We start from the raw sequence: 18,932 nt of genomic DNA, 5'->3' as shown, positions 1-18,932 counted from the left end.
CTCAAAGAAAAAAGTGTGCAGTGAAAACAGGTTAATCGATGATTCTGATAATTTATGCCCATCCCTATCCGCAGTATTCCCATGCGAATAAGCGGATGATTGAGCATGCAGGGACTCTGGAGGGGGTGGAAATTCGCTCTCTTTATCACCTCTACCCCGATTTCAATATTGATATCGCCGCCGAGCAGGAGGCATTGCGTCGCGCTGACCTGGTTGTCTGGCAACATCCCATGCAATGGTACAGTGTACCGCCGCTCCTCAAATTATGGATTGATAAAGTCCTGGCCCACGGCTGGGCATATGGCCATGGCGCGCGTGCGTTGCAGGGGAAAAGTCTGTTATGGGCCGTGACCACGGGCGGTGGGGATCAGCACTTTGATATTGGCTCACACCCTGGCTTTGATGTTCTGGGACAGCCATTACAGGCCACGGCGCTCTATTGCGGGATGAACTGGTTGCCGCCGTTTGCCACTCACTGCACCTTCATTTGCGACGACGAAACTCTGCAGGCGCAGGCCCGTCGCTACAAACAATTGTTGCTCGACTGGCAGGAGACCCACCATGGATAGTCATACGCTTATTCAGGCGCTGATTTACCTGGGGGCAGCCGCGCTCATCGTACCGATCGCGGTACGTCTGGGGCTGGGGTCCGTGCTGGGTTATCTGATCGCCGGTTGTATTATTGGTCCGTGGGGCTTACGCCTGGTCACTGACGCTGAATCTATCCTCCACTTCGCTGAAATCGGCGTGGTGTTGATGCTGTTTGTGATTGGCCTTGAGCTGGATCCCCAGAGACTGTGGAAGTTGCGCGTGTCCGTCTTTGGCGGCGGCGCGTTGCAAATGGCCTCCTGCGGCGTTTTGTTGGGGGCGTTTTGTATGGTGCTGGGGCTCGACTGGCCGGTGGCGCTGCTTATCGGCCTGACGCTGGCGCTCTCCTCAACCGCGATTGCCATGCAGGCGATGAATGAGCGTAACCTGACCGTTTCGCAAATGGGGCGTAGTGCCTTTTCCGTGCTGCTTTTCCAGGATATCGCGGCCATTCCACTGGTGGCGATGATTCCGCTACTGGCCAGCAGTGGCGCATCCACAACGGTGGGGGCGTTTGCCTTGTCGGCGTTGAAAGTGGTTGGCGCGCTGGCGCTGGTGGTCGTGCTGGGGCGCTATGTCGCGCGTCCGGCACTGCGTTTTGTTGCCCGCTCCGGATTACGTGAAGTGTTCAGCGCCGTGGCGCTGTTTCTGGTATTCGGCTTCGGTTTGTTGCTGGAAGAGGCTGGCCTTTCCATGGCGATGGGGGCGTTCCTGGCTGGCGTGCTGCTGGCAAGCTCGGAATACCGTCATGCGCTGGAAAGCGATATTGAACCCTTTAAAGGTCTGCTGCTGGGGCTCTTTTTTATCGGTGTCGGTATGTCGATAGACTTTGGCACCCTGGTCACTCATCCGCTGCGTATCCTGCTTTTGCTGGTCGGTTTCCTGGTGATTAAAACCCTCGTTCTGTGGCTGATTGCTCGCCCGCTGAGTGTGCCAGGCAAACAGCGGCGCTGGTTTGCGGCACTGCTGGGGCAGGGCAGTGAGTTCGCGTTTGTGGTTTTTGGTGCAGCACAAATGGCAGGCGTGCTCGACCCGGAGTGGGTCAAAGCCTTGACGCTGGCGGTGGCGTTGTCCATGGCGGCGACGCCTGTGCTGTTAGTCCTGCTGACGCGTCTGGAAAGCGCTGCCACCGGGCAAGCGCGTGAAGCCGATGAGATTGACGAAGATGAACCGCGGGTCATTGTGGCCGGATTCGGCCGCTTCGGCCAAATTGCCGGGCGTCTGCTACTCTCTAGTGGAGTCAAAATGGTTGTTCTCGATCACGACCCGGACCACATTGAAACGCTGCGTAAATTCGGCATGAAGGTCTTTTATGGCGATGCGACGCGCGTGGATCTGCTGGAGTCAGCCGGTGCCGGAAAAGCCGAAGTGCTGATCAACGCGATTGACGATCCGCAGGCCAATCTCCAGCTTACTGAGCTGGCGAAAACCCATTTCCCGGCGCTGCGTATTATTGCCCGTGCCCGCGACGTCGATCATTACATTCGTCTGCGCCAGGCGGGTGTTGAGAAGCCGGAGCGTGAAACATTTGAAGCGGCGTTGAAAGCCGGGCGAATGGCGCTCGAAGGGTTAGGTCTGGGGCCTTATGAGGCGCGTGAGCGTGCCGACCTTTTCCGCCAGTTCAACACCCAGATGGTTGAAGAGATGGCCGGAGTGGATAACACCGCTCAGGCCAGAGCGGACGTCTTTAAACGCACCAGTGCGATGTTGACGGAGATTATCAGCGAAGACCGGGCGCATCTGTCCGTGGTCCAGCGCCATGGCTGGCAGGGGACCAAAGAGGGCCGTCACACGGGGGATGTCGCCGATGAACCTGAGGCGAAACCACAGCCATAGCGCGTGTTACGGCTGATTGACGGTTAAGGGTTTGCTTCGCGAAAAAGTGGAAAGCAAGGTATGCGATCGTGCAGCGCGGGTTTGCTTACAGATTACGAAAATTTTCTGTCTCTTTACCCTGTCGCCAGTCGACGAAAGAATGCGCTTTCCGTATAGTGGCGACAATTTTTTGCATCCGGGAAATTATCAATGATCAGTCTGATTGCGGCGTTAGCGGTGGATCGCGTCATTGGCATGGAGAATGCCATGCCATGGAACCTACCTGCCGATCTCGCCTGGTTCAAACGTAATACGCTAAACAAACCTGTGGTTATGGGACGCCTGACATGGGAGTCGATTGGGCGCCCGCTGCCAGGTCGTAAAAACATTGTCATCAGCAGCAAGCCAGGCACTGACGATCGCGTACAGTGGGTCACCTCGGTTGACGCGGCGATTGCCGAGTGCGGTGACGCGGAAGAGATCATGGTGATCGGCGGTGGCCGTGTTTATGAGCAGTTCCTGCCGAAGGCACAAAAGCTCTATCTGACGCACATTGATGCCGAAGTCGAAGGGGATACCCATTTTCCGGATTACGATCCGGATGACTGGGAGTCGGTATTTAGCGAGTTTAACGATGCGGATGAGCAGAATTCTCATAGCTATTGCTTCGAGATTCTGGAACGTCGGTAATTGTCTGCCCCGGTAGCGCGTTGCGCGCCGGGGCGACAGCGTATCTTCTTAAGAGGCGACCGCCTCGTCTTCACCTAAATCCATCTGACGGTTCGACGGTTGCACAAACCAGGCTTGATCTTCCCAGCGCAGGCAGGTTAGTGTGCCGCCCCAGCAACAGCCGGTATCCAGTGCGTAAATGCCTTCTGGCGTGCCTTTCCCTTCCAGTGATGCCCAGTGACCAAACACGATGCTGTACGCCTGCGAGACAGGTCCGGGAATGGTAAACCAGGGCTTCAACGGTGCCGGTGCGTATTCCGGAACATCTTTGCAATACATATCCAGCTCCCCGTTCGGGAAACAGTAGCGCATCCGCGTAAAGGCATTGCTGATAAAACGCAGCCGTGCCATTCCGCTCAGTTCCGTTGACCAACTGTTCGGATAGTCGCCATACATCCCGTCAAGGAAGAACGGGTAGGAGTCGCTGGAGAGAATGGCTTCAACGTCGCGTGCGCATTGCTGAGCCGTCTCCAGATCCCACTGCGGCGTAATACCCGCGTGGGCCATCACCAGCTTTTTCTCCTCATCGACCTGCAACAGCGGCTGACGACGCAGCCAGTTGATGAGGTCGTCGGCATCGGGCGCTTCCAGAAGCAAATTAAGCCGATCTTTGGGTTTATTGCGGCTGATGCCGGCAAACACCGCCAGCAGGTGCAGATCGTGGTTGCCGAGGACCAGGCGAACGCTGTCGCCCAGCGATTTAACGTAGCGCAATACATCCAGCGAGCCGGGGCCGCGCGCGACTAAATCACCCGTTAACCATAAGGTGTCCTGCCCAGGTACAAACTGCACCTGATTTAACAATGCGAGCAGTTCATCATAGCAACCATGAACGTCGCCAATAAGATATGTAGACATTGTCTCAGTGGATTAGTGTTTGAACGGCAAGTCGGAAGACCGGGATAGCGATGCGGAACGCCTTCCCTTGCGCATCGATCATTTCATAATGGCCTTCCATGGTACCAAACGGCGTTTCAATTACCGCACCGCTGGTATACTGATATTCTCCGCCGGGTTCAATGTGCGGCTGAACGCCGACCACACCTTCACCCTGAACCTCAGTTTCACGGCCATTCCCGTTGGTGATAAGCCAGTACCGTTTAAGCAACTGGACCGGCGCTCGCCCCAGATTCCGAATAGTGATGGTGTAAGCGAAAACATAGCGTTCTTCATCGGGTGAAGATTGCGATTCAATATAGACACTTTGCACCTGAACAGAAACTCGGGGCGAATTGATCATGACTTAACTCTCCTTCGGCGGCGCATTATCAGTCAGATAGTTCGCCATCTTGCAATACTGCGCAACAGAGATGTTTTCCGCACGCATCGCCGGATCAACGCCCAGCTCCGTCAATACCTCAACGGAGAAGAGGTTGCCAAGGCTGTTGCGGATCGTTTTACGGCGCTGGTTAAAGGCTTCCGTCGTGATCCGACTCAGCACCCGGACTTCTTTGACCGGATGTGGCAACGTGCGATGTGGTACCAGGCGCACGACAGCGGAATCCACCTTAGGCGGTGGGGTGAAGGCTGTTGGCGGCACTTCCAGCACCGGAATAATCTGGCAATAGTATTGCGCCATGACGCTTAAACGACCATACGCCTTACTGTTTGGCCCTGCAACCAGACGATTGACGACCTCTTTTTGCAACATAAAGTGCATGTCGGCAATGGCATCAGTATAGCTAAACAGATGGAACATTAGCGGCGTGGAGATGTTATAAGGCAGGTTGCCAAATACGCGCAGCGGCTGACCCATAGTCTGCGACAGCTCGCCGAAATTCATGGTCATCGCATCTTGCTGAAAAATCGTCAGCTTTGGCCCGAGAAACGGGTGAGTTTGCAGACGCGCAGCCAGATCGCGATCCAGCTCGATAACGGTGAGCTTATCCAGACGTTCACCTACCGGCTCGGTCAGCGCGGCAAGGCCCGGGCCGATTTCGACCATCGCCTGGCCTTTTTGCGGATTGATAGCTGAAACAATACTGTCGATCACAAACTGATCGTTGAGGAAGTTTTGCCCGAAGCGTTTACGGGCTAAGTGGCCCTGATGGACTCGATTAGTCATTGAGTATTAACAATCATGGTGATGGCGAGATTAAGCGCCGTGATAAAACTGCCGACATCGGCTTTTCCCTGGCCCGCCAGTTCCAGCGCGGTGCCATGATCAACAGATGTACGAATAAAAGGTAAACCGAGCGTGATGTTCACGCCACGGCCAAAGCCCTGGTATTTTAGCACGGGCAGGCCCTGATCGTGGTACATCGCCAGTACGGCGTCGGCATTATCAAGATATTTAGGCTGAAAAAGCGTATCGGCAGGCAGTGGACCACTAAGATTCATGCCTTTTGTGCGCATTTCATCAAGAACCGGAATAATCGTATCGATCTCTTCGGTGCCCATATGTCCGCCTTCCCCGGCGTGTGGGTTCAGGCCGCACACCAGAACATGTGGCTGGCGGATACCAAACTTTTGCTGCAAATCGGTATACAAAATGGTGATGACGTCGCGCAGCAAATCTGGCGTGATGGCCTCGGCAACCGCTTTGATGGGCAGATGGGTCGTGGCCAGCGCAACGCGGAGTTCCTCTGTTGCCAGCATCATCACGACTTTGCTGACGCGCGAACGCTCTTCGAAGAACTCGGTGTGTCCGGTAAACGGCGTACCCGCGTCGTTGATCACCCCTTTATGCACGGGGCCGGTGATCAGCGCAGCAAACTCGCCGCTCAGGCAACCATCGCAGGCACGGGCCAGCGTGTCGACCACGTATGGTCCATTGTTGACGTCCAGCTCGCCTGGCACAACTGGCGTTTTGAGTGCAACGGGTAATACGGTGAGGCTGCCTGCCTGTTGTGCACGGGCCGGTTGTCCGGCGTGGTACTCGCGCAGGACGAGGGGCAAACCCAGCAGCGCCGCACGCTCGGTGAGCAGCGTTGGATCTGCACACACCACTAACTCTACGGGCCAGTCACGCTGGGCGAGTTGTACGACTAAATCAGGACCAATCCCGGCGGGTTCGCCGGGAGTGATAACGACACGATGTGCGTTCATTAGTTGCTCAGGATTTTAACGTAAGCGCTGGCGCGCTGTTCCTGCATCCAGGTTGCCGCTTCTTCGGAGAATTTGCGGTTCATCAGCATGCGGTAAGCACGATCTTTTTGCGCAGCATCGGTTTTATCGACGTTACGGGTATCCAGTAGCTCAATCAGATGCCAGCCAAAGGAGGAGTGTACCGGGCCGCTCATCTGACCACGGTTAAGCTTCATCAACGCATCACGGAATGCCGGATCGTAGATATCCGCTGCCGCCCAGCCCATATCGCCGCCCTGATTGGCAGAGCCTGGATCCTGAGAGAACTCTTTTGCCGCTGCAGCAAAGGTGGTTTTACCGCTCTTGATGTCAGCCGCGATCTGTTCCAGTTTCACGCGAGCCTGGTCGTCACTCATGATTGGCGACGGTTTCAGCAGAATGTGACGAGCGTGAACTTCGGTCACGGATATGCTCTGGCTTTGGCCACGCAGATCGTTCACTTTCAGAATATGGAAGCCAACGCCTGAACGGATGGGGCCAATGATGTCGCCTTTTTTCGCCGTGCTAAGCGCCTGAGCGAAGATTGACGGCAGTTCCTGAATACGCCCCCAACCCATCTGGCCGCCTTTCAGCGCCTGCTGGTCGGCAGAGTAGGTAATTGCCAGTTTACCGAAATCGCCGCCTTTACGCGCTTCGTCAACGATAGAACGTGCCTGGCTTTCTGCTTCATTTACCTGGTCAGAGGTTGGGTTTTCCGGCAACGGAACCAGAATGTGGCTCAGGTTCAGTTCGGTACTGGCGTCGTTTTGGTTGCCTACTTGTTTCGCGAGCGCTTCAACTTCCTGCGGCAGCACGGTAATGCGGCGGCGAACTTCGTTGTTGCGGACTTCGGAAATGATCATCTCTTTGCGGATTTGGCTACGGTAGGTGTTGAAATTCACACCGTCGTAAGCCAGACGGCTGCGCATCTGATCCATGGAGATATTGTTTTGTTTGGCGATATTGGCGATGGCCTGATCGAGTTGATCATCGGTCACCTTGATGTTCATTTTCGTCGCCATTTGCAGAATGATTTGATCCATGATCAGACGTTCAAGAATCTGATGACGCAGCGTAGCGTCATCAGGCAATTGTTGACCCGCCTGGCCCGCGTTAAGTTTCACGGATTGCATCAAACCATCAACGTCGCTTTCGAGCACCACGCCGTTATTCACGACGGCAGCTACTTTATCGACAACTTGCGGTGCAGCGAAACTGGTATTCGCAACCATAGCGATACCGAGAAGCAGCGTTTTCCAGTTCTTCATACTTTTTCCATTTCAATTAACCGATAACTTTGCAAATCAACCACATCATAATGAGCTACGGTACGGCAGAATGTTCGAGCGCAACATTTGTTGCGTGCCCAGACCGTAATTTGAGCTCAAACCGCGCAACTCAATGTTAAAACCGATGACGTTGTCATACTTGCTTTGGTTGTTTTCCCAGCCGTTGATTTTGCGTTCATACCCAACGCGAATCGCATAACAGCAGGAGTTATACTGCAGACCTAACATCTGGTCGGCAGGCTTGTTTGTATTGGTATCGTAGTAGTAAGCCCCGACGACAGACCAGCGGTCGACGATCGGCCAGCTTGCTGCGGCACCAACTTGCGAAATGCCGTCTTTATAGAGTTCCGAGGCTGCGTAGTTCGGCAGTGTTGCCTGGATGTATTCCGGGCTGGCATAGCGATAGCTGAGCTGTACCATACGGTCTTCATCGCGGCGATATTCAATTGATGTGGAACCGTTAGCGATATTGTTCAGACGCGTGTCATACTGCACGCCGCCACGCAAGCCCCAGCGATCCGAAATGCGCCAGTAGGTATCTCCCGCCCATACTAGTGAACCCGTTTTGTTGTCTTTCTCCCAATTTATGTTGTCATCGCCAGTGCGTGACTGTGTGAAATAGTAGATTTGACCAACAGAAACGTTAAAACGTTCAACAGAAGCATCATCATAAATACGGGATGTGACGCCGGTGGTAACCTGGTTTGCCGATGCGATACGATCCAGACCGCCGTAGGTACGGTCGCGAAACAGGCCGCTGTAGTCGGATTGCAGCAGGGAGGAGTCGTAGTTTTTGATAGTGCTCTGGTTGCGATATGGTATGTAAAGGTACTGCGCGCGCGGCTCCAGCGTCTGGCTATACCCCTCCGCCAGAGTCATATCACGCTCGAAAATCAGCTTCCCATCGACCTTAAACTGCGGTAACACACGATTAACGGAATCTTTATAATCAGTACCGTTCGCCGCGTTGTAGGCATCAAGATTGGTTTGCTGATAGTGAGTCGCCATCAGCTTCGCCTCAGTATCGAGGCTGCTCCAGTTATTCGACAGCGGCAGATTTAATGTTGGTTCAAGGTGAACACGCGTGGCTTCAGGATAATTTCCGTTGGTGTTAGCAAAATGCACCGCCTGGCCATAGATATGTGCGTCAAACGGACCCAGGTCGTTTTTGTAGTAATTCACGTCTAGCTGTGGTTCTGCGGCGTAGGAATTACTGTTCTGCCGGTTAAATACCTGGAACTGTTTAGTCGATACGGTGGCGTTAAAATTCTCCAGCCAATAACCCATGCTGAATTTCTGGGTGGCGTAACCGTCAGTACTGGTACCGTATTTCGACGAAAAGTCGGTAAAATAGTATGGATCGCTGACTTTGGTGTAATCGACGTTAAAACGCCAAACCTGGTCCATCACGCCAAAGTGATTCCAATAGAACAACCAACGATGGCGATTCGACTCGGTAGAAGAATGGTCGTCCTGATAGACGTTATCCGACGGCAGATAATCAAATTCGATGAGACCTGTTCCCGCTTGCGTCAGGTAGCGGAATTCGTTCTGCCACTGAGTATTGCCGCGTTTTTGAATGTAGTGCGGTGTGATGGTCGCATCGAAGTTGGGGGCGATATTCCAGTAGTACGGCAAATAAAACTCAAAGCCGTTGTTCGTGCTGTACTTGGCATTTGGAATCAAGAAACCAGAACGGCGCTTATCACCCACCGGCAATTGCAGGTACGGGCTGTAGAAAACCGGCACCGGGCCGAGTTTAAAGCGCGCGTTCCAGATCTCTGCGACCTGTTCTTCACGGTCATGGATGACTTCGCTACCCACGACGCTCCAGGTATTTGAACCCGGTAAGCAGGAGGTGAATGAACCGTTTTCAAGGATGGTGTAACGGTTTTCGCCACGCTGTTTCATCAGGTCTGCATCACCACGTCCCTGGCGCCCCACCATCTGGTAGTCGCCTTGCCAGACGTTGGTGTCTTTCGTATTTAAATTTGACCAGGCTTTCGGACCTTTCAGGATGACCTGATTGTCGTCGTAGTGCACATTACCCAGTGCATCCACTGTACGCACCGGGTCAGCCTGGCCTTCCACCTGTTTCTGGTGAAGTTGAACTTCATCAGCACGCAGGCGGCTATTGCCCTGATTAATATCCACATTGCCTTTAAAATTGGCGTCGTCAGGGTAGTTACCTTTGGCGTCATCGGCATTGATGGTCACAGGCAGATTATTAGTATCGCCTGTCACTAATGGACGGTTATAGCTCGGAACGCCAAGCATACATTGCGAGGCGAGACTGGCTGTCATCCCTTGTTGACTATAAAGGGCTGTGCCGATCATTGTGGCCAGGAGGGTGGGAATACGTTTTTTCATACGTTGTATTTGTTGTTCCGTCATCTGTGGCTTTACGCTGGCAAACGGTCAGAGACTAACGTACTCATCTTCGCAGCGCTAGTTAATCCTGCCCGTTTTCGAGCCAGGTCAGAGAAGACTGTGCCTGTGCACGGCATAGAATGACGGGTATGATAAAGCAAATTTTAGCCGACGGCATGACGATTTGGGGAGTATATGCAGTATTGGGGAAAAGTGGTTGGTGTGGTTTTCGCTCTGATCATGGGCGGAGGCTTTTGGGGCGCGGTTCTCGGGCTGTTAATCGGCCATATGTTTGATAAGGCTCGCAGCCGAAAAATGGCGTGGTTTGCCAATCAACGGGAACGTCAGACGCTCTTTTTTGCCACCACCTTCGAGGTGATGGGCCATTTAACAAAGTCCAAAGGTCGCGTGACGCAGGCCGATATTCAGGTTGCCAGTCTGTTTATGGACCGGATGAACCTGCACGGTGACTCACGCGCGGCGGCGCAGCAGGCGTTTCGCGTGGGCAAAGCGGATAACTACCCATTACGTGAAAAAATGCGTCAGTTTCGCAGTGTTTGCTTCGGACGCTTTGATTTAATCAGAATGTTCCTGGAAATCCAGATTCAGGCGGCATTCGCTGATGGCTCGCTGCATCCTAATGAGCGCGAAGTGCTGTACGTCATTGCCGAAGAACTGGGGATCTCTCGTGGTCAGTTCGATCAGTTTTTACGTATGATGCAGGGTGGGGCGCAGTTTGGCGGTGGCTATCAGCAGCAAGCGGGCGGCGGCTGGCAGCAGCAGGCGCAACGCGGCCCTACGCTTGAAGATGCCTGCAATGTGCTGGGTGTGAAGCCAACGGATGATGCCACCACCATTAAGCGCGCCTACCGTAAGCTGATGGGCGAACATCATCCGGATAAGCTGGTGGCGAAAGGGCTGCCGCCGGAGATGATGGAGATGGCGAAGCAGAAAGCGCAGGAGATTCAGAAGGCTTATGAGCTCATTAAAGAGCAGAAAGGGTTTAAGTAAGTTGCGGGCTAGCTTACTTGCCAGATTATCCCCGGGCTGTGCTCGCAATCCTCACGTACTTTGAGTCCGCTCCGGTTGTTGTGCGCAGGCCGTGAATAATCTGCCTGCGCCGCTGACGCCCGCCGTCGATGGCCTGGTAACCCCGGGGAGTCGGCGTAAAACGCCTCGCCCGGGCTACCTGCTGGTTTTGACGGTAACCCGGATAAGGCGCAGCCGCCATCCGGGACCGTAAGCCGCGTTAAGTCAAAAATCCACCGGCGCCCTGAACGTCATGCTGTTGCCATACGCCGGGTGGGTTATCGTCAACGTTTCCGCATGCAGTAACAGGCGTGGCGCCAGAGCAAGAGCCTCTGGCGTCGCGTAAAACCTGTCGCCCAGAATCGGATGCCCCAACGCCAGCATATGCACACGCAATTGGTGCGAGCGACCGGTAATCGGCTTAAGCCGCACGCGCGTGGTATTGTCGGCGACGAATTCCAGCACTTCATACCCGGTCTGCGCGGGTTTACCGGTCTCGTAGCAGACTTTCTGCTTCGGACGATTCGGCCAGTCGCAAATCAGAGGCAGATCGACAAGCCCCTCTTCGTGCTCCAGGTGTCCCCAAACGCGCGCCACATACTGCTTTTTCGGTTCGCGCTCGCGGAACTGGCGCTTGAGCTCGCGCTCCGCCGCTTTGGTCAGAGCCACCACAATCACGCCGCTGGTCGCCATGTCCAGACGATGCACGGATTCCGCCTGCGGGAAATCGCGCTGAATGCGCGTCATCACGCTGTCTTTATGCTCTTCAAGACGCCCTGGCACAGACAACAGGCCGCTCGGCTTGTTGACCACCATAATGTGCTCATCCTGATAGAGGATGGTCAGCCAGGGATCCTGAGGCGGATTGTAGGACTCCATTACCATAGCCTGCTCCGTTACTGATGCGTCACAACGATAAGACGCAGCGCGTCAAGACGCCAGCCTGCCTGAGAAAGGCTTTCCAGCACCTGCAGGCGGTTGCTCTCAATAGCGCTCAGCTCGTCATCACGAATATTCGGGTTAACGGCTTTGAGGGCTTCGAGGCGCGACAGCTCCGCTGACAGTTTTTCATCCGCTTCGCGCTTCGCGGCGTCGATCAATGCCTGTGCGGCTTTTTCGACCTGCGCTTCACCTTTTTGCAGAATGGTGTGTACATCCTGCTGTACGGCGTTCACCAGCTTACTGCCGGTGTGGCGGTTAACCGCGCTGAGCTGACGGTTGAAACTCTCGAACTCGACCTGTGTGGCAAGGTTAGTGCCGTTTTTATCCACCAGCAGACGAATCGGCGTCGGCGGCAGGAAGCGGTTAAGCTGCAGTTGTTTCGGCGCCTGTGCCTCAACGACATAAATCAGTTCCAGCAGCAGTGTACCGACAGGCAGCGCCTTATTTTTCAACAATGAAATGGTGCTGCTACCGGTATCGCCAGAGAGGATCAGATCCAGCCCGTTGCGAATCAGCGGATGTTCCCAGGTAATAAACTGCGCATCTTCGCGGGACAGTGCCACCTCACGCTCAAAGGTGATGGTGCAGCCATCTTCCGGCAGGCCCGGAAAATCCGGTACCAGCATATGATCGGATGGCGTCAGCACAATCATGTTCTCGCCGCGATCGTCCTGGTTGATACCGACGATATCGAACAGGTTCATGGCGAAATTGATAAGCCCGGTATCATCGTCCTGCTCTTCAATGCTTTCTGCCAGAGCCAGCGCTTTTTCACCGCCGTTTGAGTGAATTTCCAGCAGACGGTCCCGACCTTGCTCAAGCTGCGCTTTCAGCGCGTCATGCTGCTCGCGGCAGGCCTTGATGAGGTCATCAAAACCGTCGGTATTTTCCGGCGATGCAAGGTAATTAATCAGATCGGTGTGGACCTTGTCGTAAATCGTCCGCCCTGTCGGGCAGGTGTGTTCGAACGCGTCCAGACCTTCGTGGTACCAACGCACCAGCACGGATTGCGCCGTTTTTTCCAGATAAGGCACGTGGATCTGAATGTCATGCGCCTGGCCGATACGATCCAGACGACCGATACGCTGTTCGAGCAGATCCGGATTGAACGGTAGATCGAACATCACCAGATGGCTGGCAAACTGGAAGTTACGTCCTTCGGAGCCGATTTCAGAGCACAGCAATACCTGCGCGCCGCTGTCTTCTTCGCTAAACCAGGCCGCCGCGCGGTCACGTTCTACTATCGACATGCCTTCATGGAACACTGCGGCACAGATACCTTCACGCTCGCGCAAGACCTGCTCCAGTTGCAGCGCGGTGGCCGCTTTGGCGCAGATCACCAGAACCTTCTGTGAACGATGGCTGGTCAGATAGCCCATCAGCCATTCGACGCGCGGATCGAAGTTCCACCAGGTACCGCTGTCGCCTTCGAATTCCTGATAGATCTGTTCCGGGTAGAGCATATCGCGGGCGCGGTCTTCAGCACTTTTACGCGCGCCCATGATGCCGGAGACTTTAATTGCCGTTTGATACTGGGTCGGTAGCGGCAGCTTGATGGTGTGCAGTTCGCGTTTCGGGAAGCCTTTCACGCCGTTACGGGTGTTACGGAACAGCACGCGGCTGGTGCCGTGGCGGTCCATTAGCATCGAAATCAGCTCCTGACGCGCTGCCTCAGCGTCGTCACGGTCACTGTTGGCGGCCTGCAGCAGCGGCTCGATGTCCTGTTCGCCAATCAGGTCGCTAAGCGTATTGAGCTCGGTATCATTCAGGCGTTTGCCTGCCAGTAACAAGGCAACCGCATCAGCAACCGGGCGATAGTTCTGTTGTTCATCAACGAACTGAGCGAAATCGTGGAAACGGTTTGGATCCAACAAGCGCAGGCGCGCAAAGTGGCTCTCAAGGCCGAGTTGCTCCGGTGTCGCGGTAAGCAGCAAAATGCCCGGCACGCGCTCAGCAAGCTGTTCAATGGCCTGGTATTCGCGGCTTGGAGCCTCTTCGCTCCACACCAGGTGATGAGCTTCATCCACCACCATTAAATCCCATTCGGCGTCACACAGGTGCTCCAGGCGCTGTTTATTACGGCGCACGAAGTCCAGTGAGCAAATCACCAGTTGTTCCGTTTCAAATGGGTTGTCGGCATCGTGCTGCGCTTCGGCATAGCGTTCGTCATCAAACAGCGCAAAGCGCAGGTTGAAGCGACGCAGCATTTCGACCAGCCACTGGTGCTGCAGCGTTTCCGGCACGATGATCAGCACACGTTCCGCGGCACCAGACAATAACTGCTGGTGGAGGATCATCCCGGCTTCAATGGTTTTGCCTAAGCCAACTTCGTCCGCCAGCAGGACACGTGGCGCATGGCGACGGCCAACATCGTGGGCGATATGCAATTGGTGAGGGATCAGGCTGGTACGCTGGCCGCGCAGCCCGCTCCACGGCATACGGTACTGTTCACTTTGATATTTACGCGCGCGATAACGCAGCGCGAAACGGTCCATACGGTCGATTTGCCCGGCGAACAGGCGGTCTTGCGGTTTGCTAAAGACCAGTTTGCTGTCGAGAAAGACCTCGCGCAGCATGACGTTGGTTTCCTGCGTATCCAGGCGCGTACCGGTATAGGCGAGCAGGCCGTTTTCTTCTTTTACGTCTTCAACAGTCAGCTGCCAGCCTTCGTGGCTGGTTACCGTATCGCCAGGATTAAACATGACGCGTGTAACGGGGGAATCGCTGCGTGCATACAGACGATTTTCTCCCGTCGCGGGAAAAAGCAGAGTAACGGTTCGCGCATCCATCGCTACGACTGTACCCAGTCCGAGTTCGCTTTCCGTGTCGCTTATCCAGCGTTGACCAAGTGTAAAGGGCATAAATTGAACTCTATATCTCAAATTGCAGGCAATAGTTCGTCACCGCCTGAGAATCAGGCGGACGGCTAAGTTTGGGGCCAGGAATAGAAAGGGCGCTATGGTACTGGATGGCAATGCTTTCGTCACTCTCGTTATGCCCGTTGTTTTGCAAGTCACCGCGTTGTTGGCACGTTGATCACCTTGTTCGCTTTACACCGAAAACCAGCTCAACAATGGCCGTGAAGCAACCCGCAATCCAGAGGCTCGAAGGCTGGCCCTCTGTTACTGTGCCAGCCGGATACGAAGTCAAAACAGTCCCAGTTGCCCTGTCAGTAGTGTAGCAAAATCATCGTCGGTGAAGGGCAGTATTCCATCAGCGACCGGCTGAAGTTGTTTGGTCAGATAGTGGTCGTAATCCAGGGGCGATTGCTGATAATCCACCGGTTCCGGCCCCTGTGTCGTCCAGACATATTTGATGGTGCCCCGATTTTGATACTGGGGCGGGCGGCCGCGTTTCAGGTTCTGTTCATCGGCGAGTCGTGCTGCGCGAACATGAGGCGGCACGTTACGCTCGTAATCGGCCAGCGGGCGGCGCAGGCGCTTGCGGTAGACCAGCAGCGCATCCAGCTCGCCTGCCATCAGCTTATCGATTGTTTCGCGCACATAGTCCTGATAGGGCTCATTGCGAAAGATACGCAAATAAAGTGTCTTTTGAAATTGCTGCGCCAGCGGCGTCCAGTCGGTTCGTACGGTCTCCAGCCCTTTGAACACCATCCGTTGTTCTTCACCTTCTTGTATCAATCCGGCGTAGCGCTTTTTACTTCCCTGTTCTGTGCCGCGAATGGTCGGCATCAAAAAACGGCAAAAGTGGGTTTCGAATTCCAGTTCCAGCGCACTGGTCAAGTGCTCAGCGGACAGATGTGCCTCCCACCAGTTGTTCACATAGGCCACCAGTTCGTGACCAATACGTGCCGCATCGGCCTCGTTATGTGCTTTTTTGAGCCAGACAAAGGTGGAATCCGTATCGCCGTAAATGACGTCATAGCCCTGAGACTCAATCAGCGCTTTGGTCTGGCGCATGATCTCGTGGCCGCGCATGGTGATCGATGAAGCAAGACGCGGATCGAAAAAACGGCAGGCGCTGGTACCCAGCACGCCGTAAAACGCATTCATGATGATCTTAAGCGCCTGAGACAGCGGTTTGTTTCCCACTCGTTTGGCTTCATCGCGGCCATGCCAGATTTGACCGACGATCCCGGGCAGGCAATGGGTCTGCCGGGAAAAGCGTGCGCCCAGAAAGCCGCCTGTGCTGTGTTCAGGATCCGGATGCGCCATCCCTTCCACCAGACCGACGGGATCGATCAGGAAGGTGCGGATGATCGAGGGATACAGGCTTTTGTAGTCCAGCACCAGCACGGAATCGTACAGGCCCGGGCGTGAGTCCATCACATAGCCGCCGGGACTGGCCTGCGGTGGCACATCACCAAGGTTTGGCGCGACATACCCCGCGCGGTGCATCCGTGGAAAATAGAGGTGGCTAAACGCCGCCACCGAACCACCATGCCTGTCAATCGCCAGACCGTTCACCGTAGCGCGTTCCAGCAAGAACGGCATGATGTCCGTTTTGTGGAAGATGCGCGTAACCAATTCACAATCTTTCAGGTTATAGGTGGCAAGTGCGGGCTTGTTTTCGGCGAAACGGCGATCGATTTCGTCCATGCGATCCCATGGGTTATCGATCGCTTTGCCTTCACCCAGTAACTCTTGCGATACCGTTTCCAGCGAAAAAGAGGAAAAATTCCAGAAAGCGGATTTAAGCGCTTCAATCCCGTCGATAATCACCCTACCAGTTGCCTGGGCGAAGAAAACGCCGTTTTTAAACCCGTGCTCGCGCCATTCGAGCGGTTGATTGCCGCGCCCGAGCAATAAAGGCAGGCGATAACGTTCCGCGCTTTTTTGCAGCACGCGCAGGTCGAACTGCACGACGTTCCAGCCGATAATCACGTCGGGATCGTGCTGCGCAAACCAGGCGTTGAGCTTTTCCAAAAGTTGCGGACGACTGGCGACATACTCAAGAGTGAAATCCAGCCCGCTGGCATCACCGTTTTCCGGACCGAGCATATAGACCGTGCGCTGGCCGCACCCCTCCAGCCCGATACAGTAAAGTTCGCCGTTACGGGTGGTTTCGATATCCAGCGAGACCCATTTGAGGGGCGGGCGGTAATGCGGATTGGGTTTCAGGCGCGCGTTGGTCAGTTGCTCGCCGCACGGCTCGCCATCCACCCATACCGGCGCGGTAATAAAGCGCTCCATCAAAAAGCGTTCTGGCGGGCGGACGTCGGCTTCATAAACCGTGACGCCACCGTCGCGCAGCAGTTTTTCATAGCGCATCAACTGGCGGTGCGCCCGACAATATAGCCCGTGAACGGGCTGGCGGTGGAAATCCTTAAGTTGCAGTGGCGTGAGGCGGTACTGGTTTTCTCCGGCGAGTAAACGCTGTGCCTGGCTGACTTGCGCACTGGGGATAAACGCAACCGATTCTTGTGGCGGCAAAAAGACCTGTAGCGGCCCGTTATCCGTCGCCAGCCAGAATTCCACCTCGGTTCCCTGTGGCGTGTCCCGCCAGTGTCGGGTCAGTAAAAAGCCTTCTCGCGCTTGCGTCACACCATTCTCTCATCGCCTCATTATCGGCGAGATTATAGCCTGGTTTGCCCGGAGATACTGATTTTTTGTACAGGTATGCGGATGCCCGCCCGCCGCTGCACTCAGCCGGGCTGGCGGTCGACTTTTTGTATCGGAATATGCGGGAGATATCGCAGTATGCGATAACCGGTGTAGTAGAACGATTCCCTGAGCAGAAAAGGCAGTTGCGTTTGCCAGGAACGATATCGGCTTGTGGTGGTGGGCGAGGACCAGCTCATAATATCGTTATCGTGTGCGATAAGCCGCATGCGCAGCATATGCAAAGGATCGCTGACCAGCAGCGCGGTCTGCATATTCTGGCGTGTCATGATTATTTTGGCGTTATGGATATTTTCACGGGTAACGGTAGATTGCTCGTCGATAAAAATGACCGACTCAGGGACACCCCGATTTAAGAGGTAATTTCGGGCGATGGCGGCATCGGGCTCGGTTGCGCCATTACTGAGACCGCCTGTCAGGATCAGCGAGTTCACCTTGCCTTCCTGATATAACCAAATCGCGTGGTCTAATCTGGCGGTAAAAACCGGGCTGGGGGATTTTTTATTGATACCGGCTCCGGCAACAATCGCGCAATCTGCCTTGCGTGTCTGGTCCTGTTGGCTAAAGCGGTAAATCGCGATGGCGTTATAAATGATCACGAACGCCGCCGTGACGAGCCCCAGCAGTATCCATTTTCCTGCTCCCTTTATTTTCACTGACTTTTCTCCCGCCGGTTGCCGTATCGCATAGCATTGCCAGTTTGCCGTGAAATGGCAACGACATGCTGGATATAAGGCGGAAAATTAGGAAGTTAAAAATGACCGACCCATAGCCAGGCTACGGGTCGGGAGAGGGTAAAACTTACTGCCCGTAATAGGCTTTTGCGCCGTGTTTGCGCAGATAGTGTTTGTCCAGCAGTGTCTGTTGCATAGCCGGGAGCTCTGGCGCGAGCTGGCGACAGAAAATGCCCATATAGGCCACTTCCTCCAGCACGATGGCGTTGTGCACCGCGTCGTCGGCGTTTTTCCCCCAGGCGAACGGCCCATGTGAGTGCACCAGTACGCCGGGCATTTGTGCCGGATCGATACCCTGCTTTCTGAAGGTTTCAACGATCACGTTGCCGGTTTCCCACTCGTATTCACCGTTAATTTCGGTATCCGTCATTTTGCGCGTACAGGGAATGGTGCCGTAGAAATAGTCTGCGTGGGTTGTTCCGGTCGCCGGAATGGCCTGGCCGGACTGTGCCCAGATGGTAGCGTGGCGCGAATGGGTATGCACAATGCCGCCAATGGTCGGGAACGCCTGATAGAGCAGGCGATGTGTTGGGGTGTCGGAAGAGGGTTTCTTTTTCCCTTCCACCACTTCCCCGGTTTCGAGACTGACCACCACCATATCCCCGGCGGTCATGACGCTGTAATCAACGCCGGACGGTTTAATTATCAGTACGTCACGTTCGCGGTCAACGGCGCTGACATTGCCCCAGGTGAGGGTCACCAGGTTGTGTTTTGGCAGCGCCAGATTGGCTTCCAGCACTTGCTGTTTCAATGCTTCTAACATGCTTTCCTCCAGGAAAAAGCGGCCT

15 protein-coding genes are annotated in these 18,932 nt (G+C 54.9%); 4 read left to right on the top strand and 11 right to left on the bottom strand.

Annotated features, from left to right (window positions below; genetic code table 11):
* Positions 1 to 38: 38 nt before the first annotated feature.
* The 3 genes from kefF (at position 39) to folA (ending at position 3,093) form a co-directional block, all read left to right on the top strand.
* A complete protein-coding gene (gene kefF, locus MRY16398_RS24370) occupies positions 39 to 569 on the top strand; it encodes a glutathione-regulated potassium-efflux system oxidoreductase KefF (RefSeq protein ID WP_039078322.1) in 531 nt (176 codons plus the stop codon).
* On the top strand, positions 562 to 2,424 hold the full coding sequence (gene kefC, locus MRY16398_RS24365; protein ID WP_071193627.1) for a glutathione-regulated potassium-efflux system protein KefC: 1,863 nt from the start codon (positions 562 to 564) through the stop codon (positions 2,422 to 2,424). The genes kefF and kefC overlap by 8 nt, the downstream gene beginning before the upstream one ends.
* Positions 2,425 to 2,613: 189 nt before the next feature.
* Entirely contained in the window at positions 2,614 to 3,093 is a 480-nt protein-coding gene (folA, locus tag MRY16398_RS24355; RefSeq protein WP_039078324.1) for a type 3 dihydrofolate reductase, read from the top strand.
* A gap of 48 nt (positions 3,094 to 3,141) precedes the next feature.
* Here the strand turns inward: folA and apaH are convergent, their stop codons facing one another.
* The 6 genes from apaH to lptD are packed head-to-tail and all read right to left on the bottom strand — an operon-like array spanning position 3,142 to position 9,857.
* Complete coding sequence (gene apaH, locus MRY16398_RS24350; protein WP_071193628.1) at positions 3,142 to 3,990, bottom strand: bis(5'-nucleosyl)-tetraphosphatase (symmetrical) ApaH; 849 nt, start codon at positions 3,988 to 3,990, stop codon at positions 3,142 to 3,144.
* 4 nt (positions 3,991 to 3,994) lie between these two features.
* A complete protein-coding gene (gene apaG / locus MRY16398_RS24345) occupies positions 3,995 to 4,372 on the bottom strand; it encodes a Co2+/Mg2+ efflux protein ApaG (protein ID WP_039078326.1) in 378 nt (125 codons plus the stop codon).
* Between the two features lie 3 nt (positions 4,373 to 4,375).
* Entirely contained in the window at positions 4,376 to 5,197 is an 822-nt protein-coding gene (gene rsmA, locus MRY16398_RS24340) for a 16S rRNA (adenine(1518)-N(6)/adenine(1519)-N(6))-dimethyltransferase RsmA (protein ID WP_039078327.1), read from the bottom strand.
* Positions 5,194 to 6,180, bottom strand: coding sequence for a 4-hydroxythreonine-4-phosphate dehydrogenase PdxA (gene pdxA, locus MRY16398_RS24335; protein ID WP_107224015.1), 987 nt, complete (start codon positions 6,178 to 6,180; stop codon positions 5,194 to 5,196). The genes rsmA and pdxA overlap by 4 nt, the downstream gene beginning before the upstream one ends.
* Positions 6,180 to 7,466, bottom strand: a complete 1,287-nt coding sequence (surA, locus tag MRY16398_RS24330; RefSeq protein WP_039078329.1) for a peptidylprolyl isomerase SurA — start codon at positions 7,464 to 7,466, stop codon at positions 6,180 to 6,182. Before surA ends, pdxA begins: the two co-directional genes overlap by 1 nt.
* A 45-nt stretch (positions 7,467 to 7,511) precedes the next feature.
* Positions 7,512 to 9,857 (bottom strand): LPS assembly protein LptD, encoded by a 2,346-nt coding sequence (gene lptD / locus MRY16398_RS24325; RefSeq protein ID WP_107224013.1) that lies wholly within the window; start codon positions 9,855 to 9,857, stop codon positions 7,512 to 7,514.
* 195 nt (positions 9,858 to 10,052) lie between these two features.
* Here lptD and djlA point away from each other — a divergent pair, with 195 nt between their 5' ends.
* Positions 10,053 to 10,868, top strand: coding sequence for a co-chaperone DjlA (gene djlA, locus MRY16398_RS24320; protein ID WP_039078331.1), 816 nt, complete (start codon positions 10,053 to 10,055; stop codon positions 10,866 to 10,868).
* 243 nt (positions 10,869 to 11,111) lie between these two features.
* On the opposite strand, the gene rluA is transcribed toward djlA, so the two are convergent.
* The 5 genes from rluA to araD form a co-directional block, all read right to left on the bottom strand.
* Complete coding sequence (gene rluA, locus MRY16398_RS24310; protein WP_125125345.1) at positions 11,112 to 11,771, bottom strand: bifunctional tRNA pseudouridine(32) synthase/23S rRNA pseudouridine(746) synthase RluA; 660 nt, start codon at positions 11,769 to 11,771, stop codon at positions 11,112 to 11,114.
* Between the two features lie 11 nt (positions 11,772 to 11,782).
* The gene (gene rapA / locus MRY16398_RS24305; RefSeq protein WP_125125344.1) at positions 11,783 to 14,689 is read right to left on the bottom strand and encodes an RNA polymerase-associated protein RapA; all 2,907 of its coding nucleotides are present in this window, start codon (positions 14,687 to 14,689) and stop codon (positions 11,783 to 11,785) included.
* 285 nt (positions 14,690 to 14,974) lie between these two features.
* Positions 14,975 to 17,332, bottom strand: a complete 2,358-nt coding sequence (polB, locus tag MRY16398_RS24300; protein ID WP_125125343.1) for a DNA polymerase II — start codon at positions 17,330 to 17,332, stop codon at positions 14,975 to 14,977.
* Positions 17,333 to 17,433: 101 nt separating this feature from the next.
* Positions 17,434 to 18,066 (bottom strand): YdcF family protein, encoded by a 633-nt coding sequence (locus tag MRY16398_RS24295; RefSeq protein ID WP_125125342.1) that lies wholly within the window; start codon positions 18,064 to 18,066, stop codon positions 17,434 to 17,436.
* Positions 18,067 to 18,211: 145 nt separating this feature from the next.
* Positions 18,212 to 18,907, bottom strand: coding sequence for an L-ribulose-5-phosphate 4-epimerase (araD, locus tag MRY16398_RS24290; protein WP_125125341.1), 696 nt, complete (start codon positions 18,905 to 18,907; stop codon positions 18,212 to 18,214).
* Between the last annotated feature and the right edge of the window lie 25 nt (positions 18,908 to 18,932).

This window comes from Phytobacter sp. MRY16-398, assembly GCF_003925915.1.
Taxonomy (GTDB): domain Bacteria; phylum Pseudomonadota; class Gammaproteobacteria; order Enterobacterales; family Enterobacteriaceae; genus Phytobacter; species Phytobacter diazotrophicus.
The sequence above is the reverse complement of the archived record's forward strand: the minus strand, read 5'-3'. Positions and strand labels throughout refer to the sequence as shown.